We start from the raw sequence: 18,995 nt of genomic DNA on the forward strand, positions 1-18,995 counted from the left end.
GGCATTTCAGTATGAGCAGCAACGAGACGCCCCGCGGCCCCGTCGACTCCTCCCGCATCCCGCGGTACGCGGGTCCCGCGACCTTCGCCCGGCTGCCCCGCCTCGACGAGGTCGGCACCGCCGACGTCGCCGTCGTGGGCGTGCCGTTCGACTCCGGCGTCTCGTACCGGCCGGGCGCCCGCTTCGGCGGCAACGCCATCCGCGAGGCGTCCCGGCTGCTGCGCCCCTACAACCCTGCGCAGGACGCCTCCCCCTTCGCCCTCGCCCAGGTCGCGGACGGCGGCGACATCGCCGTGAACCCGTTCAACATCAACGAGGCCGTGGACACCATCGAGGCCGCCGCCGACGAGCTGCTCGGCACCGGCGCCCGGCTGATGACCCTCGGCGGCGACCACACCATCGCCCTCCCGCTGCTGCGCTCGGTCGCGAAGAAAAACGGCCCGGTCGCCCTGCTCCACTTCGACGCCCACCTCGACACCTGGGACACCTACTTCGGCGCCGAGTACACGCACGGCACCCCGTTCCGCCGCGCGGTCGAGGAGGGCATCCTCGACACCGAGGCGCTCTCCCACGTCGGCACCCGCGGCCCGCTGTACGGCAAGCAGGACCTCACCGACGACGAGAAGATGGGCTTCGGCATCGTCACCTCCGCGGACATCTACCGCCGCGGCGCCGACGAGGTCGCCGACCAGCTGCGCCAGCGCATCGGCGACCGCCCGCTGTACATCTCCATCGACATCGACTGCCTCGACCCGGCGCACGCGCCCGGCACCGGCACGCCGGAGGCCGGCGGCATGACCTCCCGCGAGCTGCTGGAGATCCTGCGCGGTCTCGCGTCGTGCAACCTGGTGTCGGCGGACGTCGTCGAGGTGGCCCCCGCGTACGACCACGCGGAGATCACGTCGGTGGCCGCCTCGCACACCGCGTACGAACTGACCACCATCATGAGCCGCCAGATCGCGGCGGCCCGCAACGCCTGACGCTCCTTAGGAGACCGAGAGCAGTGACGCACGACCACGATCTGGTGCTCCGCCCGACGCCCGCGCAGACGGAGGCCGCGCTGAACCCTCCCCCCGGCCGCAACGGCGGGGACCTGGTCGTGGAGACCCTGGCCGGGCTGGGCGCGACAACCGTCTTCGGTCTGCCCGGCCAGCACGCCCTCGGCATGTTCGACGCCCTGCGCCGCTCGGACCTGCGCTATGTGGGCCTGCGCGTGGAGAACAACGCGGGCTTCGCGGCGGACGCATACGGCCGGATCACCGGCGAGGCCGCGCCGCTGCTGCTGTCGACCGGCCCGGGAGCCCTCACCTCCCTGGCCGCGCTCCAGGAGGCGGCGGCGGCCAGCGCCCCCGTCCTGGCCATCAGCAGCCAGGTCCCCACCGCGGGGCTCGGCGGCGGCCGGCACGGCTATCTGCATGAACTCCCGGACCAGGCGGCCTCGTTCCGGGGCGTGGTCAAGTCGGTCCACACGGTCCGCACCCACTCCCAGATCCCGTCCACGATCGCGGCGGCCTGGAAGTCGGCGCTGACGGCCCCGCACGGCCCGGTGTGGGTGGAGATCCCGCAGGACGTGCTCCTGGCGGAGACCTCGCTGCCGGTCGTGACGGCGGTCGACGCGACCCCGGACGAGCCGGCTCCGCGCCCCGAACTCACCGCCGTGGCGGCCGACCTGCTGTCGCATGCGGCCCGTCCGGCGATCATCGCGGGCGGGGGAGTCGTACGGGCGGACGCCTCCGGCAAGCTGAGGCAGCTCGCCGAGCTGCTCGACGCCCCGGTCGTCACCACCTTCGGCGGCAAGGGCGCCTTCCCCTGGACGCACCCGCTGTCCCTCCAGTCCTGGCTGGAGGACCGCCACACCACGGACTTCCTGGAGGACGCCGACGTACTCCTCGTCGTCGGCTCGGGCCTCGGCGAACTCTCCTCCAACTACCACACGTTCAAGCCCCGCGGCCGAGTGATCCAGGTCGAGGCGGACCTCGGCAAGCTGGAGTCCAACCACCCGGCACTGGGCATCCACGCGGACGCGCGCCTCGCGCTGCAGGCGCTCCTGGAGACGGTGCGGGAGCGTACGGACCCGACGGCGCCGGAGCGCGTACGTGACCTGCTCTCCCGTGTCGCGCGGCGTATCGCTACCCAGGAACTGACCCTGGAGCAGGGCGTGTTGGCGTCGGTGCGCAGGGCGCTGCCCGCCGACTCCCCGTCCTTCTGGGACATGACGATCCTGGCGTACTGGGCGTGGTCGGCCTTCGATCCGCGCGACACGAATCTGATGCACTCCGCCCAGGGCGCCGGCGGCCTCGGCTACGGCTTCCCCGCGGCGCTGGGCGGGGCCGCCGCCGACCCGACCCGCCCGGTGCTGGCGGTGTCCGGCGACGGCGGCGCGCTGTACTCGATCGCCGAGCTGGCGACGGCCCGCCAGTACGACCTGAACGTCACCTGGCTGATCGTCGACGACGGCGGCTACGGCATCCTGCGCGAGTACATGACCGACGCGTTCGGGCAGGCGACGGCAACGGAACTTACCCGCCCGGACTATGTGGCCCTCGCCGAGTCCTTCGGTGTCCCGGGTACCCGCACGAGCCCCGAGACACTGGAGGAGGACCTGGCGAAGGCCCTCGCGTCACCCGGCCCGTCGGTGGTCGTGCTCCCGGCGGTGCTGCGGATGTTCGCGCCGACGCATCTGGCCTGAACGGACGCCGTATCGGCAGGCGCCCGGCCCCACACCGTCGATACGGCCGCCGAAGTCGCCGTAGTACTGGGAGCGCCAGTCCCCGTTGAACACGTTCCGCTTCTCGACCGGGTCCCAGTTGATGAAGCAGGCGCGGGTACTGGCGACGAAGGAGCCGACGTTGTCATGGAGAGTGGGCGGCATGTCACGGCAACCGCTGCGCGCCGTCCACTCCCAGTAGTCACCACCGAATCCCTCACCGCTCGGTGAGGATCGGTGGCAGATGTCACACGGCGCATCGTGCACAGCGGTGGGTGAGCGCTGTGCCAAACCTGGCGACTTCCTGCGAAAACGCTCAGGTGTGGCAACGGCTTGCAAAGGCTTTGCCCAACGACACGCTCCGCACGTACAACCATTCGGGTGAACGTGTGAGTCAACACGGGTATGACTCACCGGACATCCAGACGCGCCAGAGTGCTGGCGGCCGCCGTCGGCGCCGCAGTGCTCATACCGGGCATCGCCGCGGCCACGCCGGCCGCCGCGGCGGCGCCGACGGTCAGCTGCACCTCCGCCAAGGCGGGCCTGGCCGACAAGCTGAAGAAGGACATCACGGCGGCGCTCGCGAACCGCAAGGGCACGGTCGCGGTCGGCGTGTACGACCGCTCCACCAAAACCACCTGTACCCTGCGGCCCACCACCGCGTACGACTCGGCCAGCACGGTCAAGGTCACCGTCCTCGCCACGCTGCTGTGGGACGCGAAGAAGCACAACCGGTATCTGACGAGCACCGAGCAGTCGCTCGCCACCGCCATGATCACCAAGTCGGACAACACCGCGACCAGCAAGCTGTGGAAGCAGCTGGGCATGACGAAGATCAAGGGCTTCCTGGCCGCCGCCGGCATGACGAACACCACGCCGGGGGCCAACGGCTACTGGGGCCTGACCCAGGAGAACGTCACCGACGAGCAGAAGCTGCTCAAGCTCATCACCGCCAAGAACACCGTGCTGAGCGACAACTCCCGTGCCTACATCCTGAAGTTGATGGGCCAGGTCATCTCGTCGCAGCGCTGGGGCACGCCCGCCGGTGCGCCCTCCTCGGTCGCCGTGCACGTCAAGAACGGCTGGCTGCAGCGCTCCACGCACGGCTGGCGGGTGCACAGCCTGGGCACCTTCAACGGCGCCGGCCACGACTACATGATCACGGTGCTGACGCAGGACAACAGCACCATGGACTACGGCGTCACCACCATCCAGAACGTGGCCAAGGCCATCCACAAGGACCTGGTGCCGACGACGTCCGCCGTCACGCGCTACACCCCGACCAGCGCGCCGAGCGAGGCGTTCGTGGCGGTGCCGCCGCAGGGCTGACGCTTCACGAGGCGGTCTCCTGCCCGTCATCGGGCCGCCCTACGGTGACGCCCATGCGCCTGAGAACCGTACTCGCCACCCTCACCGCCGGCCTGGCGGCGGCCACTTGTCTGTCCGCCGCCGGGCCCGCCAGTGCCGACTCCGTTGCGGACAACGCCTGTTCGCCCTCCGTCTCCATCGACCGCTTCTCCGACGCGCTCGACAAGACGACGTACAACGGCACCTTCGTCGGCAACTTCTCCGCCCTCGCCATGGACCGCGACGGCTCGCTGGCCGCCCTGGAGGACCGCTCCTCCCTCTTCAACCTGGACCCGAAGACCCTCCAGCCGGCCTCGGCCGTCCACCTGGCCGACGAGAAGGGCGCCGACCTCGACTCCGAGGGCCTCGTCATCGACCGGGACGGCACCCGGCTCATCACCTCCGAGACCGAGCCCTCCGTCCGCCGCTACTCCCGCGACGGGAAGATCCTCGACCGCCTCCCGGTCCCGTCCTCCCTGCTGGTCGCCCCGGCCGGCCGCGCCACCGGCAACCAGACCTTCGAGGGCCTGACCCTGCTGCCCGGCGGCCGCACCTTGCTCGCCTCCATGGAGTACGCGATCTCCGGGGACTCCGCCGGCATCGTCCGCTTCCAGACCTGGAAGCGTCACCACGGCCGCTTCGAACTCGCCGCCCAGTACGCCTACCGCACCGACGCCGGCCTCGGCGTCCCCGAGGTCCAGGCCACCCCCGACGGCCGCGTTCTCGTCCTGGAGCGCGGCTTCACCGCGGGCGTCGGCAACACCGTCCGCCTCTACCGGGCCGACCTCAGCCACGCCACGGACACCAGCGGCGTCGAGAACCTGACGGGGCAGCCGGACGTTCACCTGATCAAGAAGACCCTGCTCGCGGACATCGCCGGCTGCCCGTCCCTCGGCGCCACGGCCAAGCAGCCCCAGCCGAACCCCCTGCTGGACAACATCGAGGGCATGACGATCACGGGACGTGACCACACCGGACGTCTGAAGGTCCTGCTGGTCAGCGACGACAACCAGAACGCCGCACAGACGACGCGGTTCTACTACCTGCGGATACGCGTCTGACCCACCTGCGGATACGCGTCCGGCCGTTTCCGGGTGTTGCGGAGGGATGAAATCCGCTTCTGTGTGCGTTGGTGCCTTCCGGGACATCGTTTTCAACGGAGGGCACCGGCGTGGCAGCGCAGCAGGGGGATACACAGGGCTGGGCACGGCGACTCGTGGGTTATGCCTGGCGCTACCCGAAGGACGTGGTCCTCGCCCTCGGCTCCTCGCTGGCCGGTATGGCCGTCATGGCGCTGGTCCCGCTGATCACCAAGGTGATCATCGATGATGTGATCGGCGACCACAGGCGTTCCATGGCCCCCTGGGCCGGCGCCCTGATCGGCGCCGCCGTCCTCGTCTATGTCTCCACCTACATCCGCCGCTACTACGGCGGCCGTCTCGCCCTCGACGTCCAGCACGACCTGCGGACCGAGATGTACGGCACGATCACCCGCCTCGACGGCCGCCGCCAGGACGAGCTGTCCACCGGCCAGGTGGTCGGCCGCGCCACCAGCGACCTCCAGCTGATCCAGGGCCTGCTCTTCATGCTGCCGATGACCATCGGCAACGTCCTGCTGTTCCTGATCTCCCTGGTGATCATGGCCTGGCTGTCGCTCCCGCTGACCCTGGTCGCCCTCGCCGTGGCGCCCGCGCTGGGCTGGATAGCCAGGCGCAGCCGCACCAGCCTCCACCCCGCCACCTGGTACGCCCAGGCCCAGGCCGCCGCCGTCGCGGGTGTGGTCGACGGCGCCGTCAGCGGCGTACGCGTGGTGAAGGGCTTCGGACAGGAGGACCAGGAGACCGGGAAGCTGCGGGAGGTCGGCCGCCGCCTCTTCGCCGGGCGGCTGCGCACCATCCGGCTGAACAGCAGGTTCACCCCGGCCCTCCAGGCCGTCCCCGCGCTCGGCCAGGTCGCGATGCTGGCGCTGGGCGGCTGGCTCGCCGTGCGCGGGCACATCACCCTCGGCACCTTCGTCGCCTTCTCCACCTATCTCGCCCAGCTCGTCGGCCCCGTCCGGATGCTCGCCGTGGTCCTCACGGTCGGCCAGCAGGCCCGTGCGAGCACCGAGCGCGTGCTGGAGCTGATCGACACCGAGCCGACGTTCAAGGAGGGCACCAAGACCCTCCCCGCGGACGCGCCCGCGACGGTCGAGTTCGACGACGTCTCCTTCGGATACGGCGACGCCCCCGGCACAGCCGGCCCGGTGCTCGAAGGGCTCAGCTTCGAGATCCGCCCCGGCGAGACCCTCGCGGTCGTCGGCTCCTCCGGCTCCGGCAAGTCCACGGTCTCCCTCCTCCTCCCGCGCTTCTACGACGTCACCCACGGCGCAGTCCTGGTCGGCGGCCACGATGTGCGCGAGCTGACCCTGGACTCCCTGAGGGCCGCGATCGGCCTGGTCCCCGAGGACTCCTTCCTGTTCTCGGACAGCGTGCGCAACAACATCGCGTACGGCCGCCCCGACGCGACACAGGAGGAGATCGAGAAGGCCGCCCGCGCCGCCCAGGCGGACCGTTTCATCGCCGAGCTGCCCGACGGTTACGACACCACGGTCGGCGAGCACGGCCTCACCCTCTCCGGCGGCCAGCGTCAGCGCGTCGCGCTCGCCCGCGCCATCCTGACCGACCCGCGTCTGCTGGTCCTCGACGACGCGACCTCCGCGGTGGACGCGCGCGTGGAGCACGAGATCCACGAGGCGCTGAAGCAGGTCATGGAGGGGCGTACGACCCTGCTGATCGCGCACCGCCGCTCCACCCTCAACCTCGCCGACCGCATCGCCGTCCTCGACGGCGGCCGGCTGGCCGACATCGGCACCCACCAGGAACTGCAGGAACGATCCGCCCTCTACCGTCGCCTGCTCACCGATCCCGACGAGCTGGGCGGCGTCTCCCCGGGCCACGCCGAGCCCGCCCTGCCGCACGAGGACACCAGCGTCCGTGAAGAGCTGGACGCCGAGTTCGACGCCGAACGCGCAGTGACCCCCCGTCTGTGGACCGGCGACCGCCGGCCCAAGGACCAGGCGCTGGCCGACTCCCCGGCCACCCCCGAGCTCCTCACCCTGGTCGAGGCGCTGCCCCCGGCGACCGACACCCCCGACGTAGACGAGGCGAGGGCGGTCCGGCCGGAGGACTCCTACGGGCTGACCCGGCTGCTCCGCGGCTTCGGCCTGCCCCTCCTCGCCGGCCTGCTGCTGGTCGCCGTGGACGCCGGCATGGGACTGCTGCTGCCGATCCTGATCCGGCACGGCATCGACCAGGGCGTCACCCGGCTCGCCCTCGGCGGGGTCTGGTCGGCGTCCCTGCTCGCCCTGCTCGCCGTACTCGTCCAGTGGACGGCCCAGATCGGCGAGACACGGATCACCGGACGCACCGGCGAACGCGTCCTCTACGCCCTCCGCCTGAAGATCTTCGCCCAGCTCCAGCGGCTGGGCCTCGACTACTACGAGCGCGAGCTGACCGGCCGGATCATGACCCGGATGACGACGGACGTCGACGCGCTGTCGACGTTCCTGCAGACCGGTCTGGTCACGGCGTTCGTCTCGGTCGTCACCTTCTTCGGCATCATGGGCGTCCTGCTGGTGCTCGACGTACAGCTGGCGCTGGTCGTCTTCGCGACCCTGCCCCCGCTGATCGTCGCCACCTTCTTCTTCCGCCGGGCGAGCGTGAAGGCGTACGAACTCGCCCGTGAACGCGTGTCGGTGGTCAACGCCGACCTCCAGGAGTCCGTCTCCGGGCTGCGGATCGTGCAGGCCTTCCGGCGCGAACGGGACGGCGGACGGCGGTTCGCGGAGCGCAGCGACGCCTACCGGCGCGCCCGGATCCGCGGCCAGTGGCTGATATCCGTCTACTTCCCCTTCGTCCAGCTGCTGTCGTCGGTCGCGGCCGCCGCGGTCCTCATCGCGGGCGCCGGCCGGATCGAGGCGGCGACGCTCACCACGGGCGCACTGGTCGCCTATCTGCTCTACATCGACCTCTTCTTCGCCCCCGTCCAGCAGCTCTCCCAGGTCTTCGACGGCTACCAGCAGGCCACCGTCTCTCTCGGCCGCATCCAGGAGCTGCTCCGGGAGCCGACCTCCACCGGCCCCGCCGACGAGCCGCTCGAAGTCCGCTCGCTGAGGGGCGAGATCGCCTTCGAGGACGTGCGCTTCTCGTACGGCGCCGACGAAGAGGCGCTCAGCGGCATCGAGTTGACGATCCCGGCCGGCCAGACCGTCGCCTTCGTCGGCGAGACGGGGGCGGGCAAGTCGACCCTGGTCAAGCTGGTGGCGCGGTTCTACGACCCGACGGGCGGCCGGGTGACGGTCGACGGCACGGATCTGCGGGCGCTCGACCTCACGTCGTACCGGCACCGCCTGGGCGTCGTCCCGCAGGAGGCGTACCTCTTCCAGGGCACCGTGCGCGACGCCATCGCCTACGGCCGGCCCGACGCCACCGACGCCCAGGTCGAGGCGGCGGCGCGGGCGGTCGGCGCCCACGACATGATCGCCACGCTGGAGGGCGGCTACCTCCACGAGGTCGCCGAGCGCGGCCGCAACCTCTCGGCGGGCCAGCGCCAGCTGATCGCACTCGCCCGCGCCGAACTGGTCGACCCGGACGTCCTGCTCCTCGACGAGGCGACGGCGGCCCTGGACCTGGCCACGGAAGCCTTGGTCAACCAGGCCACGGACCGTCTCGCCGGCCGTCGGACGACACTGGTCGTCGCCCACCGCCTCACCACCGCCGCCCGTGCGGACCGGGTCGTGGTGATGGACCACGGGCGGGTGGTGGAGGACGGGACGCACGAGGAGCTGCTCCGACTCGGCGGACACTACGCGGAGTTGTGGCGCACTTTCGTGGGCCGGGCCGAACCCGAGGAGCCGGTGGGCGTGTCCCGCTGACGTCCGGGGGCGGGCACTTCCGACGGTCGTGCAACCATCCGACATATGTCGTGCGTCCGTACATCAGTACGTACATCGATGGATGCAAGTCTGCGGTACGGGAGGGACGACAGTGGACAGTGGTGCGATACGCCGACGGCTGGCGCTCGGCGCGGCCGTGCTGGCCGCGTCCGGGGTGCTCGCGCTCGTGGCACCGGGCAGCGCCCAGGCGGCGGACGGCTCCTGCACCGGGCGCAAGGTGAAGACCCTGCCCTTCTCCACCGGCACCGTGCTCGTCTACCGGAGCAACGGCTACGTCTGCGCCGTCACCGTGCCCGACCATCCCGGGACCAAGCGCTCGATGTCGGTCAGCGTGCAGGCCCGCGGCAACCGCCCGGTCGTCGACAAGGGCCGCTTCGCGTACCGCGCGGGCCCGGTGACGGTGCACGCCGGTCACCGCTGCGTATGGGTGAAGGGTTCGGTGGGCGCGGGCAAGGTGAGTTCCGGCTGGATCCTGTGCTGAGGCCGCGGTAGCTCAATTACCCCTGGTGTGACGGATGTTGCTCCGATAGTTTCCGGCGCACATCTGTCTCACAGGGGAGTGTGCATGCGCAAGGCGCTCAGATGGCTGCTCGCGCTCATGGTGTTCCTAGGCACGCTGAGCACGGCGGGAGCGGCCACCGCCGCCGACGCCACGGGCGGCACGGACGTCGACATCAAGGACCGGCTGCTCGCGATACCGGGCATCAGCCTGATCCAGGAGAAGCCGTACGACGGCTATCGCTACTTCGTCCTGAACTACACCCAGCCGATCGACCACCGACACCCGTCGAAGGGCACGTTCCAGCAGCGGATCACCGTGCTGCACAAGGACGTCAGCCGCCCGACGGTCTTCTACACCAGCGGCTACAACGTCTCCACGAACCCCGGCCGCCGCGAGCCGACCCAGATCGTGGACGGCAACCAGGTCTCCCTGGAGTACCGCTTCTTCACCCCGTCCCGCCCCGACCCCGCCGACTGGACCAAGCTCGACATCTGGCAGGCGGCGAGCGACCAGCACCGCGTCTTCGAGGCCCTCAAGCCGCTCTACACGGGCAACTGGCTGGCGACGGGCGGCTCGAAGGGCGGCATGACCGCCACCTACTACGAGCGCTTCTACCCGCGCGACATGGACGGCGTGGTCGCGTACGTGGCCCCCAACGACGTCGTGAACAAAGAGGATTCGGCCTACGACCGCTTCTTCGAGAACGTCGGCACCAAGGAGTGCCGGGACCGGCTGAACGCGGTCCAGCGGGAGGCGCTGGTGCGCCGTGCGCCCCTGGAGAAGAAGTACGAGGCGTACGCTGCCGGCAACGGCCTCACCTTCACCACCGTCGGCGGCCTGGACCGCGCCTACGAGGCGGTCGTCCTCGACTACGTCTGGGGCTTCTGGCAGTACAGCCTGCTGTCCGACTGCGACAAGATCCCCGCGAACGCGGCGCAGGCGACCGACGACGAGATCTGGACCTCCATCGACACGATCTCCGGCTTCTCCGCCTACGCCGACCAGGGCCTGGAGACCTACACCCCGTACTACTACCAGGCCGGTACGCAGCTCGGCGCGCCCACGATCCACTTCCCGCACATCGAGAAGCGCCTGATCCGCTACGGCTACCAGCCCCCGCGGAACTTCGTACCGCGCTCGATCCCGATGCGCTGGCAGCCGGGCGTCATGCGCGATGTGGACACCTGGGTCCGCCACCGCGCCCACCACATGCTGTTCGTCTACGGCCAGAACGACCCGTGGGGTTCGGAGCGCTTCCGGCTGGGCGCGGGCGCGCGTGACTCCTACGTCTTCACCGCGCCCGGCCTGAACCACGGCGCGAACGTCGCGGGCCTGGTGCCCGACCAGAAGGCCCTGGCCACGGCCCGGATCCTTGAGTGGGCGGGGGTCGCGTCGCCCGCGGTACAGGCGAACCCGTCGGCGGCGAAGCCGCTGGCCCGCTACGACGCGAAGCTGGACAGGGCCGACGTGGAGCGGGAGCCCGTGCTGCGGCCGTAGCAGTGTGCCGTTGAGGGGACCGGTGGGATGTCACACGGGCCGTGCGCATCCCACCGGCTCCGGACCCCCGAGCTGCACGTACAGGGCCGTCGACGCGGGGCACTCGGTGCGGCCGGCCACCGCCTCGACGACCTTGTACTGCGGCTTCCGTCTGCCCGAGCCGTCGCAGGCCGTCTCCCGGACCTGGCCGTCGCCGGAGCCGTAGACGCAGTCGCCGACGATCGTGCGGGGGCCGCCTCCGCCGCCGGGGTCGCCGGGGTGCGGCGGTTCGAGGTTGCGCATACAGGCGTAGCCCGACGGGATCGTCCCGTCGCCGTCCTCGTCGCTCGACGGGCGCTGCTCGCTGATGTGGAGCACGAAGTCGGTCGTGGCCGGGCAGAGGGGGCCGTCGCCCATCCTGCCGTCGTAGCGGGCGACGACCCGGGCGGCCGCACGCTCACTGGTGCAGGGGACCTCGGTGAAGCTCGTCGTGCCGAAGGAACTGCACTCGTCGGCCGCGAGGAACTGGACGCCGTATCCGGAGGTTTGGGCGGGCGTCGGTTTCGCGACGGGCTCGCCGGGGACCTGCGATCGCTGGCAGCCCGTCGCCACCAGGGCGACGACCAGCACCGGCAGTGCGCACACCACCCCCACCGACCGTCTCCCACGCATGGCGATTCCCCCAGACACCCCCGCCCAGCGTGGCCCGCGACGGCGGGCTCACGCCAGCGGTGTGGGAGGCTTTCCGCCTGTTGGCCGCGTTACGCCCGGTGTGCGACGTACGCCTAGTACGACAGTCCGTGGCCGATGGGGTACAGCACCTGTGTCGGATCGTCCGCCCGCTGCACCGGTACCGGCAGCTTCCCGCGCGGCGCGACCCGCCCGGCGACGACCCGCGCGGCGGCGCGCAGTTCGACGTCGGTCCAGGAGTAGGTGGCCAGGCAGCCCGGGACGGAGGGGAGCTGGGCGACGTCGTACGGGTTGCGGACCGCGATCGCCACCACCGGCCTCCCGGTCGCCACCAGCTGTTCCACCAGCGTCTTCTGGCTGCCGGCCGCCGTGACGTTGTACGTCGCGACGACCACCGCGTCCGCGTCCCGCGCCGCCGTGACCGCCTTGGCGATGGTCGCCGCGGAGGGGGCCGTGCCGGTCGGCAGGGCGGTGGCCGTGAAGCCGAGTTCGGTGAGGGCGGCGGCCAGGACCGAGGTGGGCGGGCCCGTGGTGCCGGACGGGGAGGCGGGATCGGCGCCGACGACCAGGATCTTGTGGTGCGTCCGACCGGACAGCGGCAGGACTCCGCCCTCGTTGACCAGGAGGGTCGTCGTCCGCTCGGCGATACGGTCGGCCATCGCGAGGTGCGCCGCCGTACCGACCACGTGGTCGATGCCGGACAGGCTGACGTACGGCTGGTCGAGGATCCCCAGCCTCGCCTTCAGCCGCAGGATGCGCAGGATCGATTCGTCGAGCCGTGCCTCGGTGAGCTCGCCGTTCTGTACGGCCTTGAGGACGGCGTTCCACGCCACGTTCAGATTCGGCGGGTTGAGGAGCTGGTCGACTCCCGCCTTCAGGGCGAGCACCGGCACCCGGTCGTCCCCGTACTTCGTGCGTACGCCCTCCATGCCGAGCGAGTCGGTGACGACGACTCCGTCGTAGCCCAGTTCCTCACGGAGGATGCCGGTGAGGATGGGGTGGGAGAGGGTGGCCGGGTCGCCCGAGTCGTCCAGCGCCGGGAACTGGATGTGCGCGGTCATGATCGAGTCGATGCCCGCCCTGATCGCCGCCCGGAAGGGCACCGCGTCCAGCCGCTCCCACAACTCCCGGCTGTGCGTGATGACCGGGAAGCCGTAGTGGCTGTCCACGGCGGTGTCGCCGTGCCCGGGGAAGTGCTTGGCGGTGGCCGCGACCCGCGCCGACTGATACCCCGTCACCTCGGCCGCCACCAGCCCGGCGACCGCGTCCGGATCGGCGCCGAAGGACCGTACGCCGATGACCGGGTTGGCCGGGTTGACGTTCACGTCGGCGTCGGGTGAGTAGTCCTGGTTGATGCCGATGGCGCGCAGTTCGGCGCCGGAGATCCGGCCGAGGGCGCGGGCGTCGGTGCGGGAGCCGCCGGCCCCCATGGCCATGGCGCCGGGGAAGAGGGTGGCGGGCTTGCCGACCCGGCAGACGATGCCGTGCTCCTGGTCGGTGGCGACGAGGAGGGGGAACCCGCGGGGCTGTTCCAGCGAGGCCCGCTGGATGCCGTTGGACAGATCGGCGATCTGGTGGGGATCGCGGGTGTTGTGGGCCCAGGTGAAGTAGATGATGCCGCCGACGCGGTACTTGGCGATGAGTTCGACGGCCGTGCGTACGCCGATCTCCTTGAGGTTGGCGTCGATGTCGGCCTGGTCGGGGGCGGTGGCGGAGTGGCCGTAGACCCGCATCACGAAGAGCTGGCCGACCTTCTCCTCCAGCGTCATGCGGGAGACGAGGGCACGGAGCTTCATTTCGCCGGGACCGGCGGCGTTCGCGGTACCGCCGACCGTCAGCGAGGCGGTGACGCCGGCGGTGGCGGCGAGGACGGTACGTCTGGACGGACGTGCGGTGCTTCCTGTGCTTCCCGTGCTGGTGTCGGGCACGTGCGCTCCTTTCGGAGATCACTGAAGGAAACTTCCGAGAAGTCACCCATATCCAGGAAGTTTCTGCCAGTCAAGGGAATGCACAGTAACCAGACCGGGGCCGCCATCGGCGCAGTTGGAGGGGGGCGCGCCGATGACGGCGTGCTGCCGGCCGCAGTGCGGCGGAGAGGGTGGTCAGCGATCGCAGCCAGCAGCGAGGCCGACACCGCACCGCGGAGACTCGTCCGGCAGCCTACGGGTTGGACGGACCGGGGTGGGGCAGGGTTCCCCGGCCCGGGTGGATTCCCGCAAGTCGGTGAAGGGGTGGCGGGGGTGCCAGGGGTGCCGGGCGGAGGCGCGTGCGACGGCGCGCAGGTCCAGTCGGCGGACGCACCGGCACACGCCGGGCCCGCCGTCGGATCATGTGGGCATGCCCGTAGTCGACATCCCCGGTTCCAAGTCCATCACCGCCCGCGCCCTCTTCCTCGCGGCAGCGGCCGACGGAGTCACCACCCTCGTACGACCGCTTCGTTCGGACGACACCGAGGGCTTCGCCGAGGGCCTGGCCCGGCTCGGCTACCGCGTGGGCCGCACCCCGGACACCTGGCAGATCGACGGCCGCCCCGAGGGCCCCGCGCTGCCCGAGGCCGACGTCTACTGCCGCGACGGCGCCACCACGGCCCGCTTCCTGCCCACCCTGGCCGCGGCCGGCCACGGCAGCTACCGCTTCGACGCCTCGCCCCAGATGCGCCGCCGTCCCCTGGCCCCGCTGACCCGGGCCCTGCGCGACCTCGGCGTGGACCTGCGGCACGAGGAGGCGGAGGGGCACCACCCGCTGCGGATCGAGGCGGCGGGTGTCGAGGGCGGCGAGGTGGTCCTGGACGCGGGCCAGTCGTCCCAGTACCTGACGGCCCTGCTCCTGCTGGGCCCGCTGACCCGCAAGGGCCTGCGGATCCGGGTGACGGACCTGGTCTCGGCGCCGTACGTGGAGATCACCATCGCGATGATGCGGGAGTTCGGGGCCGAGGTACGGCGGGAGGGCGACGACTTCGTGGTCGGGCCGGGCGGCTACCGGGCCACGACGTACGCGGTGGAGCCGGACGCGTCGACATCGAGCTACTTCTTCGCCGCGGCGGCCGTCACCCCGGGCGCGGAGGTCACCGTCCCCGGGCTGGGCGCCGGTGCCCTCCAGGGAGACCTGGGCTTCGTGGACGTACTGCGCAGGATGGGCGCCGAGGCGGAGATCGGTCCCGACCGCACGACGGTGCGGGGGACGGGAGTGCTGAGGGGTCTGACGGTCAACATGCGGGACATCTCCGACACGATGCCCACGCTGGCCGCGATCGCGCCCTTCGCCTCCGGCCCGGTCCGCATCGAGGACGTGGCCAATACGCGCGTGAAGGAGTGCGACCGGCTGGACGCCTGCGCGGAGAACCTCCGGCGGCTCGGGATCTCCGTGTCCACCGGCCCCGACCGGATCGAGATCGAGCCCGGCGAACCCCTGCCCGACGTACAGATCAAGTCCTACGGTGACCACCGCATCGTCATGTCCTTCGCGGTGACGGGACTTCGGGTGCCGGGAGTGTCGTTCGACGACCCCGGGTGCGTACGGAAGACGTTCCCCGGGTTCCACGAGGCCTTCGGGAACCTGAGGGCCGCACTGGGATCATCGAACGCATGACCAAGCACGCTCCGGGCTCCTACCTCATCCTGCACGGCTGGCAGAACCGCCGCCCCGCGGACCACTGGCAGCACTGGCTGGCCGACCGGCTCACCGAGCTGGGACACCGGGTCACCTATCCGCAGCTGCCCGACCCCGACGACCCGGACCTCGACGTCTGGCTCGGCGAACTGGCCCGCCACCTCGGCGGGCTCGACCCGGCCGGGGAACGGGTCGTCCTCGCCCACAGCGCCTCCGCCGTGCTCTGGCTGCACGCGGCCGCCCGCGGCATGAAGGAGCAGCGGGACGTGGACCGGGCGCTGCTCGTCGCCCCGCCGTCCGCCTCCGTGCTCGTACGGCATCCGGAGATCGCCGAGTTCGCGCCGCCCGCCCCGGACTTCGCCCTCCCCGGGCCCACCCGGCTCGTCGCCGGCGACGACGACCCGTACTGCCCCGAGGGCGCGCGCACCCTCTACGGCGACCCGCTCGGCATCCCCACCGAGATCGTCCCGGGCGCCGGCCATCTCGACCTCGTCGCGGGTTACGGCTCCTGGCCCGCCGTACTGGAGTGGTGCCTGGACGCCTCCGCGCCGCTCACCGCTCGTCCGGCGGCGCACTAGCCCCGTCGCGCAGCTCCGGTGTCGTGGCGCCCACTGCGCCGACCGCCAGCAGGCACAGCAGGCCGCCGGTGATCAGGGCGGTGGCACCGGAGGTCCAGCCGGCCACCAGGCCGCCGCGCACATTGCCGAGGCTGGGGCCCGCCTGGCCGACGATCGTCTCCGCCGCCGTGACCCGGCCCAGCAGGGCGTCGGGGGTACGGGTCTGCACGATCGTCGAGCGCGAGACGACGGACAGGGCGTCGGCCGCTCCGGCCACGACCAGGAGGCCGAGGCCGGTCCACGGGTCGGTGGACATGCCGAACAGGACGAGTGCGGCGCCCCAGGTCCCCGCCCCGCACAGCATCACCCGGCCCGGCCGGCCGAGCCGGGTCACCGAGCCGGACAGGGCCGTCGCCCCGATGCCTCCGATCGCCATCGCGGAGAGGAGGAGGCCCAGCGTGCGCGGGTTGTCGCCGAAGCGCTCGGCGTTGACCAGGGGGAAGAGGCTGGTCGGGAAGGACAGCACGGTCGCGGCGAGGTCGGTGATCAGCGCGCCCCGCACCACCCGGTGCCGGGCCAGAAAGCGCAGCCCGTCCAGCACCCCGTGCAAGCCCGCCCGCGACGGCTCGCCCTCGGGTGGCAGCGCGGGCAGGCCGAAGGCGCCGTAGAAGGCGAGGGCGAAGCTCAGGGCGTCCAGGAGGTAGCAGGCGCCGATGCCCAGCCAGCCCAGCAGGACACCCCCCAGCGCGGGGCCGGCCAGCATCATCGACTTGCCGGTGATCTGGTTGAGGGCCAGTCCCGCGGCCACCTGGTCCTTGGGCAGCAGACGGGGGACGAAGACGCCCGCCGCCGGTGCGCCGAGCGCGCCGAAGGCCGACTGCGTGGCCACCAGGGCGAGGACGGCGGTCACCGGGACGTGCCCGGTGAAGCCCTGCACGGCGAGCAGCACGGAGCAGGCCGCCTGGCCGACGGTCGCCGTCAGAAAGACCCGGCGCCGGTCGGCCCGGTCCACCCAGGCCCCGGCGAACAGCCCGAACACCACCAGCGGCAGCGCCTGCGCCAGCCCGATCGCACCGCTCCAGGCCGCGCTGTGGGTCATGTCCCAGACCTGGTACATGACGGTGACCATGGTCATGAAGCCACCGAGCGAGGACACCGTCCGGCCGATCAGCAGCCGCCGGAAGACGGGGGAGGTGCGCAGGGGCCTGACGTCGATGAGGGAACGCGTCAGGCGCGTCAGGCTCATGAGGGCATGACGGGGTGCGGCGAGGTGGGTGGGTGAGTCACCGGGGGAGGCTAGCCGGGGCCTGGGGGGTGGGCCAATGAATTACGGGTCCGGTCACCTACTGGGTCAGCTCAGTCGGGGAGGGAGTCTCAGGCGGCGTCGGTGAGCAGTCGTACGAGATGCTCCCGGCCCCTGTCCAGCAGCTCCGGGAGCGGCGGTGCCGCCTCGTACCACCGCTTTTCGTACTCCCAGCACAGCCAGCCCTCCCAGCTGTGCCGGCAGAGCACGTCCACGCACTCGGTGAGCGGCAGCACTCCGGCGCCGAGCGGCAGCGGGGTGGTGTCGTCGGCCGAGGCGATGTCCTTGACCTGGACGTATCCGAGATACGGGGCGAGCGCCGCGTAGGACTCCGAGGGCTGCTCGCCGCCCAGCCAGGTGTGCATCACGTCCCACAGCGCGCCGACCTGGCGGTGGCCGACTCGGCCCAGGATGCGGATCGCGTCGGCGCCGGTGCGGTGCGAGTCGTGGGTTTCGAGCAGGATGCGGACGCCGAGGGCGGAGGCGTGCTCGGCGGCGGTGCCCAGCCGCTGGGCGGCCGTGGCGTCGGCCTCGTCCCGGGGCTGGTCGGGTGCGGCGCCCGGGAAGACCCGGACGAAGGGGGCGCCCAGGTCATGGGCGAGATCGAGGAGTCCGCGGAGCTCGTCGAGCACGGGCTCGTCGTCACCCGGCGCGGCGACGCGCGTGTACCCGGCGATCCCCATGATCTCGACCCCCGCCGCCTTGAACTCGGCGGCCACATCGGTCCGTTCGTCCGGTCCGAGGCCGACGTGCACCGGCTCCTCCGGATGGGCGCGCAGCTCGACGCCGTGATAGCCGTGCGCGGTCGCGAGCGCCAGTACCTCAGGTACGGGCAGACCGGGAACACCGAGGGTGGAGAAGGCGAGCTTCATGTTTGGACCCTACTCGTCAATCGCCCGATCCGTGCAGATCCAGACGCCAGTCCTGTCCCGTCAGATCCTTGCCGAAGGAGCGGTGGGCCTCCTCGGTGACCAGGGCGAAGCCGTGGCGCTGGTAGATACGGCGGGCGGCGGAGAGAACGTCGTTGGTCCACAGGACCAGCTCGCGGTAGCCGACACCGCGCGCGAAGTCGATGACGGCCTCGACGAGCCGGTCGCCGATGCCGAGCCCGCGCGCGTCGGGCTCGACGAGAAGGAGGCGGAGGCGGGCGGTGGCCGGGGCTTCGTCCCGTACGCACATCACGCATCCCACGGGCCGCCCGCCCAGCTCGGCGATCCACACCCGCTCCAGATGCGGGTCGTGGTCCTGCGCGAAGTCGGCGACGATACGCGCGACCAGCCCTTCGTAGTCCGCGTTCCAGTCGTATTCGGCGGCGTACAGCGCGGCGTTGCGCTGCACGATCCAGCCGAGGTCACCGGGACCGGGCTCGCGCAGCACGACCTCGCCCGGGCCTGGGGCGTTCTCGTCTCCCAGGAGGGTACGGATGGTCCGCATCGCCTCCGCGAGGCGCGGCCGGTCACCGGGGCGCACGGTGCCGAGCAGCGAGCCGACGCTCTCCCGGGCCCGCTCGTCGAGCAGCTCGGCGGCCTCCCGCCCCCGCGGGGTGAGCGAGATGCGCCGCCGCCGCGGATCCGTGTCGGAGGCCGAGCGCTCGACCAGTCCGTCCTGCTCGAACTTGTTCAGGATCCGGCTCAAGTAACCGGCGTCCAACGAGAGTTCGGTGCGCAGATCGACCGCGTCGGTACGAGGGGAGTGCGCCAGCTCGTACAGGACGCGGGACTCGGTGAGGGTGTAGGGGGCGTAGAGGTGGCGGCCGTAGTCGAGGGCGCCGATGACGTTCGTGTAGAAGCGGTTGAAGGCACGGATGTCACGGATATCGTGGATGTCACGGATGTCCTGAACACTCATGATCGCTCGGCTCCCCGGAT

The 18,995-nt window shown here is 71.4% G+C and carries 15 protein-coding genes; 9 read left to right on the top strand and 6 right to left on the bottom strand.

Features of this window, described 5'->3' with window-relative positions; all coding sequences use genetic code 11:
* The first annotated feature begins 11 nt into the window (after positions 1–11).
* The gene (gene speB, locus ACZ4EG_RS01360) at positions 12–980 is read left to right on the top strand and encodes an agmatinase (RefSeq protein ID WP_467789119.1); all 969 of its coding nucleotides are present in this window, start codon (positions 12–14) and stop codon (positions 978–980) included.
* A 23-nt stretch (positions 981–1,003) separates the two neighbouring features.
* Positions 1,004–2,689, top strand: coding sequence for a thiamine pyrophosphate-binding protein (locus ACZ4EG_RS01365; protein ID WP_467789120.1), 1,686 nt, complete (start codon positions 1,004–1,006; stop codon positions 2,687–2,689).
* Here the strand turns inward: ACZ4EG_RS01365 and ACZ4EG_RS01370 are convergent.
* The gene (locus tag ACZ4EG_RS01370; RefSeq protein ID WP_467789121.1) at positions 2,621–2,872 is read right to left on the bottom strand and encodes a hypothetical protein; all 252 of its coding nucleotides are present in this window, start codon (positions 2,870–2,872) and stop codon (positions 2,621–2,623) included. The genes ACZ4EG_RS01365 and ACZ4EG_RS01370 overlap by 69 nt on opposite strands.
* Before the next feature lie 240 nt (positions 2,873–3,112).
* Here ACZ4EG_RS01370 and ACZ4EG_RS01375 point away from each other — a divergent pair, with 240 nt between their 5' ends.
* The 5 genes from ACZ4EG_RS01375 to ACZ4EG_RS01395 all read left to right on the top strand — a co-directional run bounded on the left by ACZ4EG_RS01375 (position 3,113) and on the right by ACZ4EG_RS01395 (position 10,989).
* The gene (locus ACZ4EG_RS01375; RefSeq protein ID WP_467789122.1) at positions 3,113–4,036 is read left to right on the top strand and encodes a serine hydrolase; all 924 of its coding nucleotides are present in this window, start codon (positions 3,113–3,115) and stop codon (positions 4,034–4,036) included.
* A 53-nt stretch (positions 4,037–4,089) separates the two neighbouring features.
* Positions 4,090–5,115, top strand: coding sequence for an esterase-like activity of phytase family protein (locus ACZ4EG_RS01380; RefSeq protein ID WP_453552588.1), 1,026 nt, complete (start codon positions 4,090–4,092; stop codon positions 5,113–5,115).
* 110 nt (positions 5,116–5,225) lie between these two features.
* A complete protein-coding gene (locus tag ACZ4EG_RS01385; RefSeq protein ID WP_467789123.1) occupies positions 5,226–8,969 on the top strand; it encodes an ABC transporter ATP-binding protein in 3,744 nt (1,247 codons plus the stop codon).
* Positions 8,970–9,081: 112 nt separating this feature from the next.
* Complete coding sequence (locus tag ACZ4EG_RS01390; RefSeq protein WP_363295287.1) at positions 9,082–9,471, top strand: hypothetical protein; 390 nt, start codon at positions 9,082–9,084, stop codon at positions 9,469–9,471.
* 84 nt (positions 9,472–9,555) lie between these two features.
* The gene (locus ACZ4EG_RS01395) at positions 9,556–10,989 is read left to right on the top strand and encodes an aminopeptidase (protein ID WP_467789124.1); all 1,434 of its coding nucleotides are present in this window, start codon (positions 9,556–9,558) and stop codon (positions 10,987–10,989) included.
* A 30-nt stretch (positions 10,990–11,019) separates the two neighbouring features.
* Here ACZ4EG_RS01395 and ACZ4EG_RS01400 read toward each other — a convergent pair whose 3' ends face one another.
* Complete coding sequence (locus ACZ4EG_RS01400; RefSeq protein WP_467789125.1) at positions 11,020–11,640, bottom strand: hypothetical protein; 621 nt, start codon at positions 11,638–11,640, stop codon at positions 11,020–11,022.
* A 113-nt stretch (positions 11,641–11,753) separates the two neighbouring features.
* The gene (locus ACZ4EG_RS01405) at positions 11,754–13,586 is read right to left on the bottom strand and encodes a glycoside hydrolase family 3 protein (protein ID WP_467789126.1); all 1,833 of its coding nucleotides are present in this window, start codon (positions 13,584–13,586) and stop codon (positions 11,754–11,756) included.
* A gap of 409 nt (positions 13,587–13,995) precedes the next feature.
* Here ACZ4EG_RS01405 and aroA point away from each other — a divergent pair, with 409 nt between their 5' ends.
* On the top strand, positions 13,996–15,246 hold the full coding sequence (gene aroA, locus ACZ4EG_RS01410; RefSeq protein ID WP_467789127.1) for a 3-phosphoshikimate 1-carboxyvinyltransferase: 1,251 nt from the start codon (positions 13,996–13,998) through the stop codon (positions 15,244–15,246).
* Complete coding sequence (locus ACZ4EG_RS01415) at positions 15,243–15,845, top strand: RBBP9/YdeN family alpha/beta hydrolase (RefSeq protein WP_467789128.1); 603 nt, start codon at positions 15,243–15,245, stop codon at positions 15,843–15,845. The genes aroA and ACZ4EG_RS01415 overlap by 4 nt, the downstream gene beginning before the upstream one ends.
* Here the strand turns inward: ACZ4EG_RS01415 and ACZ4EG_RS01420 are convergent.
* From ACZ4EG_RS01420 to ACZ4EG_RS01430, 3 genes are all read right to left on the bottom strand, one after another.
* On the bottom strand, positions 15,820–17,070 hold the full coding sequence (locus ACZ4EG_RS01420) for an MFS transporter (protein ID WP_453552574.1): 1,251 nt from the start codon (positions 17,068–17,070) through the stop codon (positions 15,820–15,822). The genes ACZ4EG_RS01415 and ACZ4EG_RS01420 overlap by 26 nt on opposite strands.
* Positions 17,071–17,198: 128 nt before the next feature.
* A complete protein-coding gene (locus ACZ4EG_RS01425; RefSeq protein ID WP_467789129.1) occupies positions 17,199–17,999 on the bottom strand; it encodes a sugar phosphate isomerase/epimerase family protein in 801 nt (266 codons plus the stop codon).
* Between the two features lie 16 nt (positions 18,000–18,015).
* Positions 18,016–18,975, bottom strand: a complete 960-nt coding sequence (locus ACZ4EG_RS01430) for a bifunctional helix-turn-helix transcriptional regulator/GNAT family N-acetyltransferase (RefSeq protein WP_467789130.1) — start codon at positions 18,973–18,975, stop codon at positions 18,016–18,018.
* Positions 18,976–18,995 lie beyond the last annotated feature (20 nt).

This window comes from Streptomyces sp. NPDC025638 (assembly GCF_055558775.1).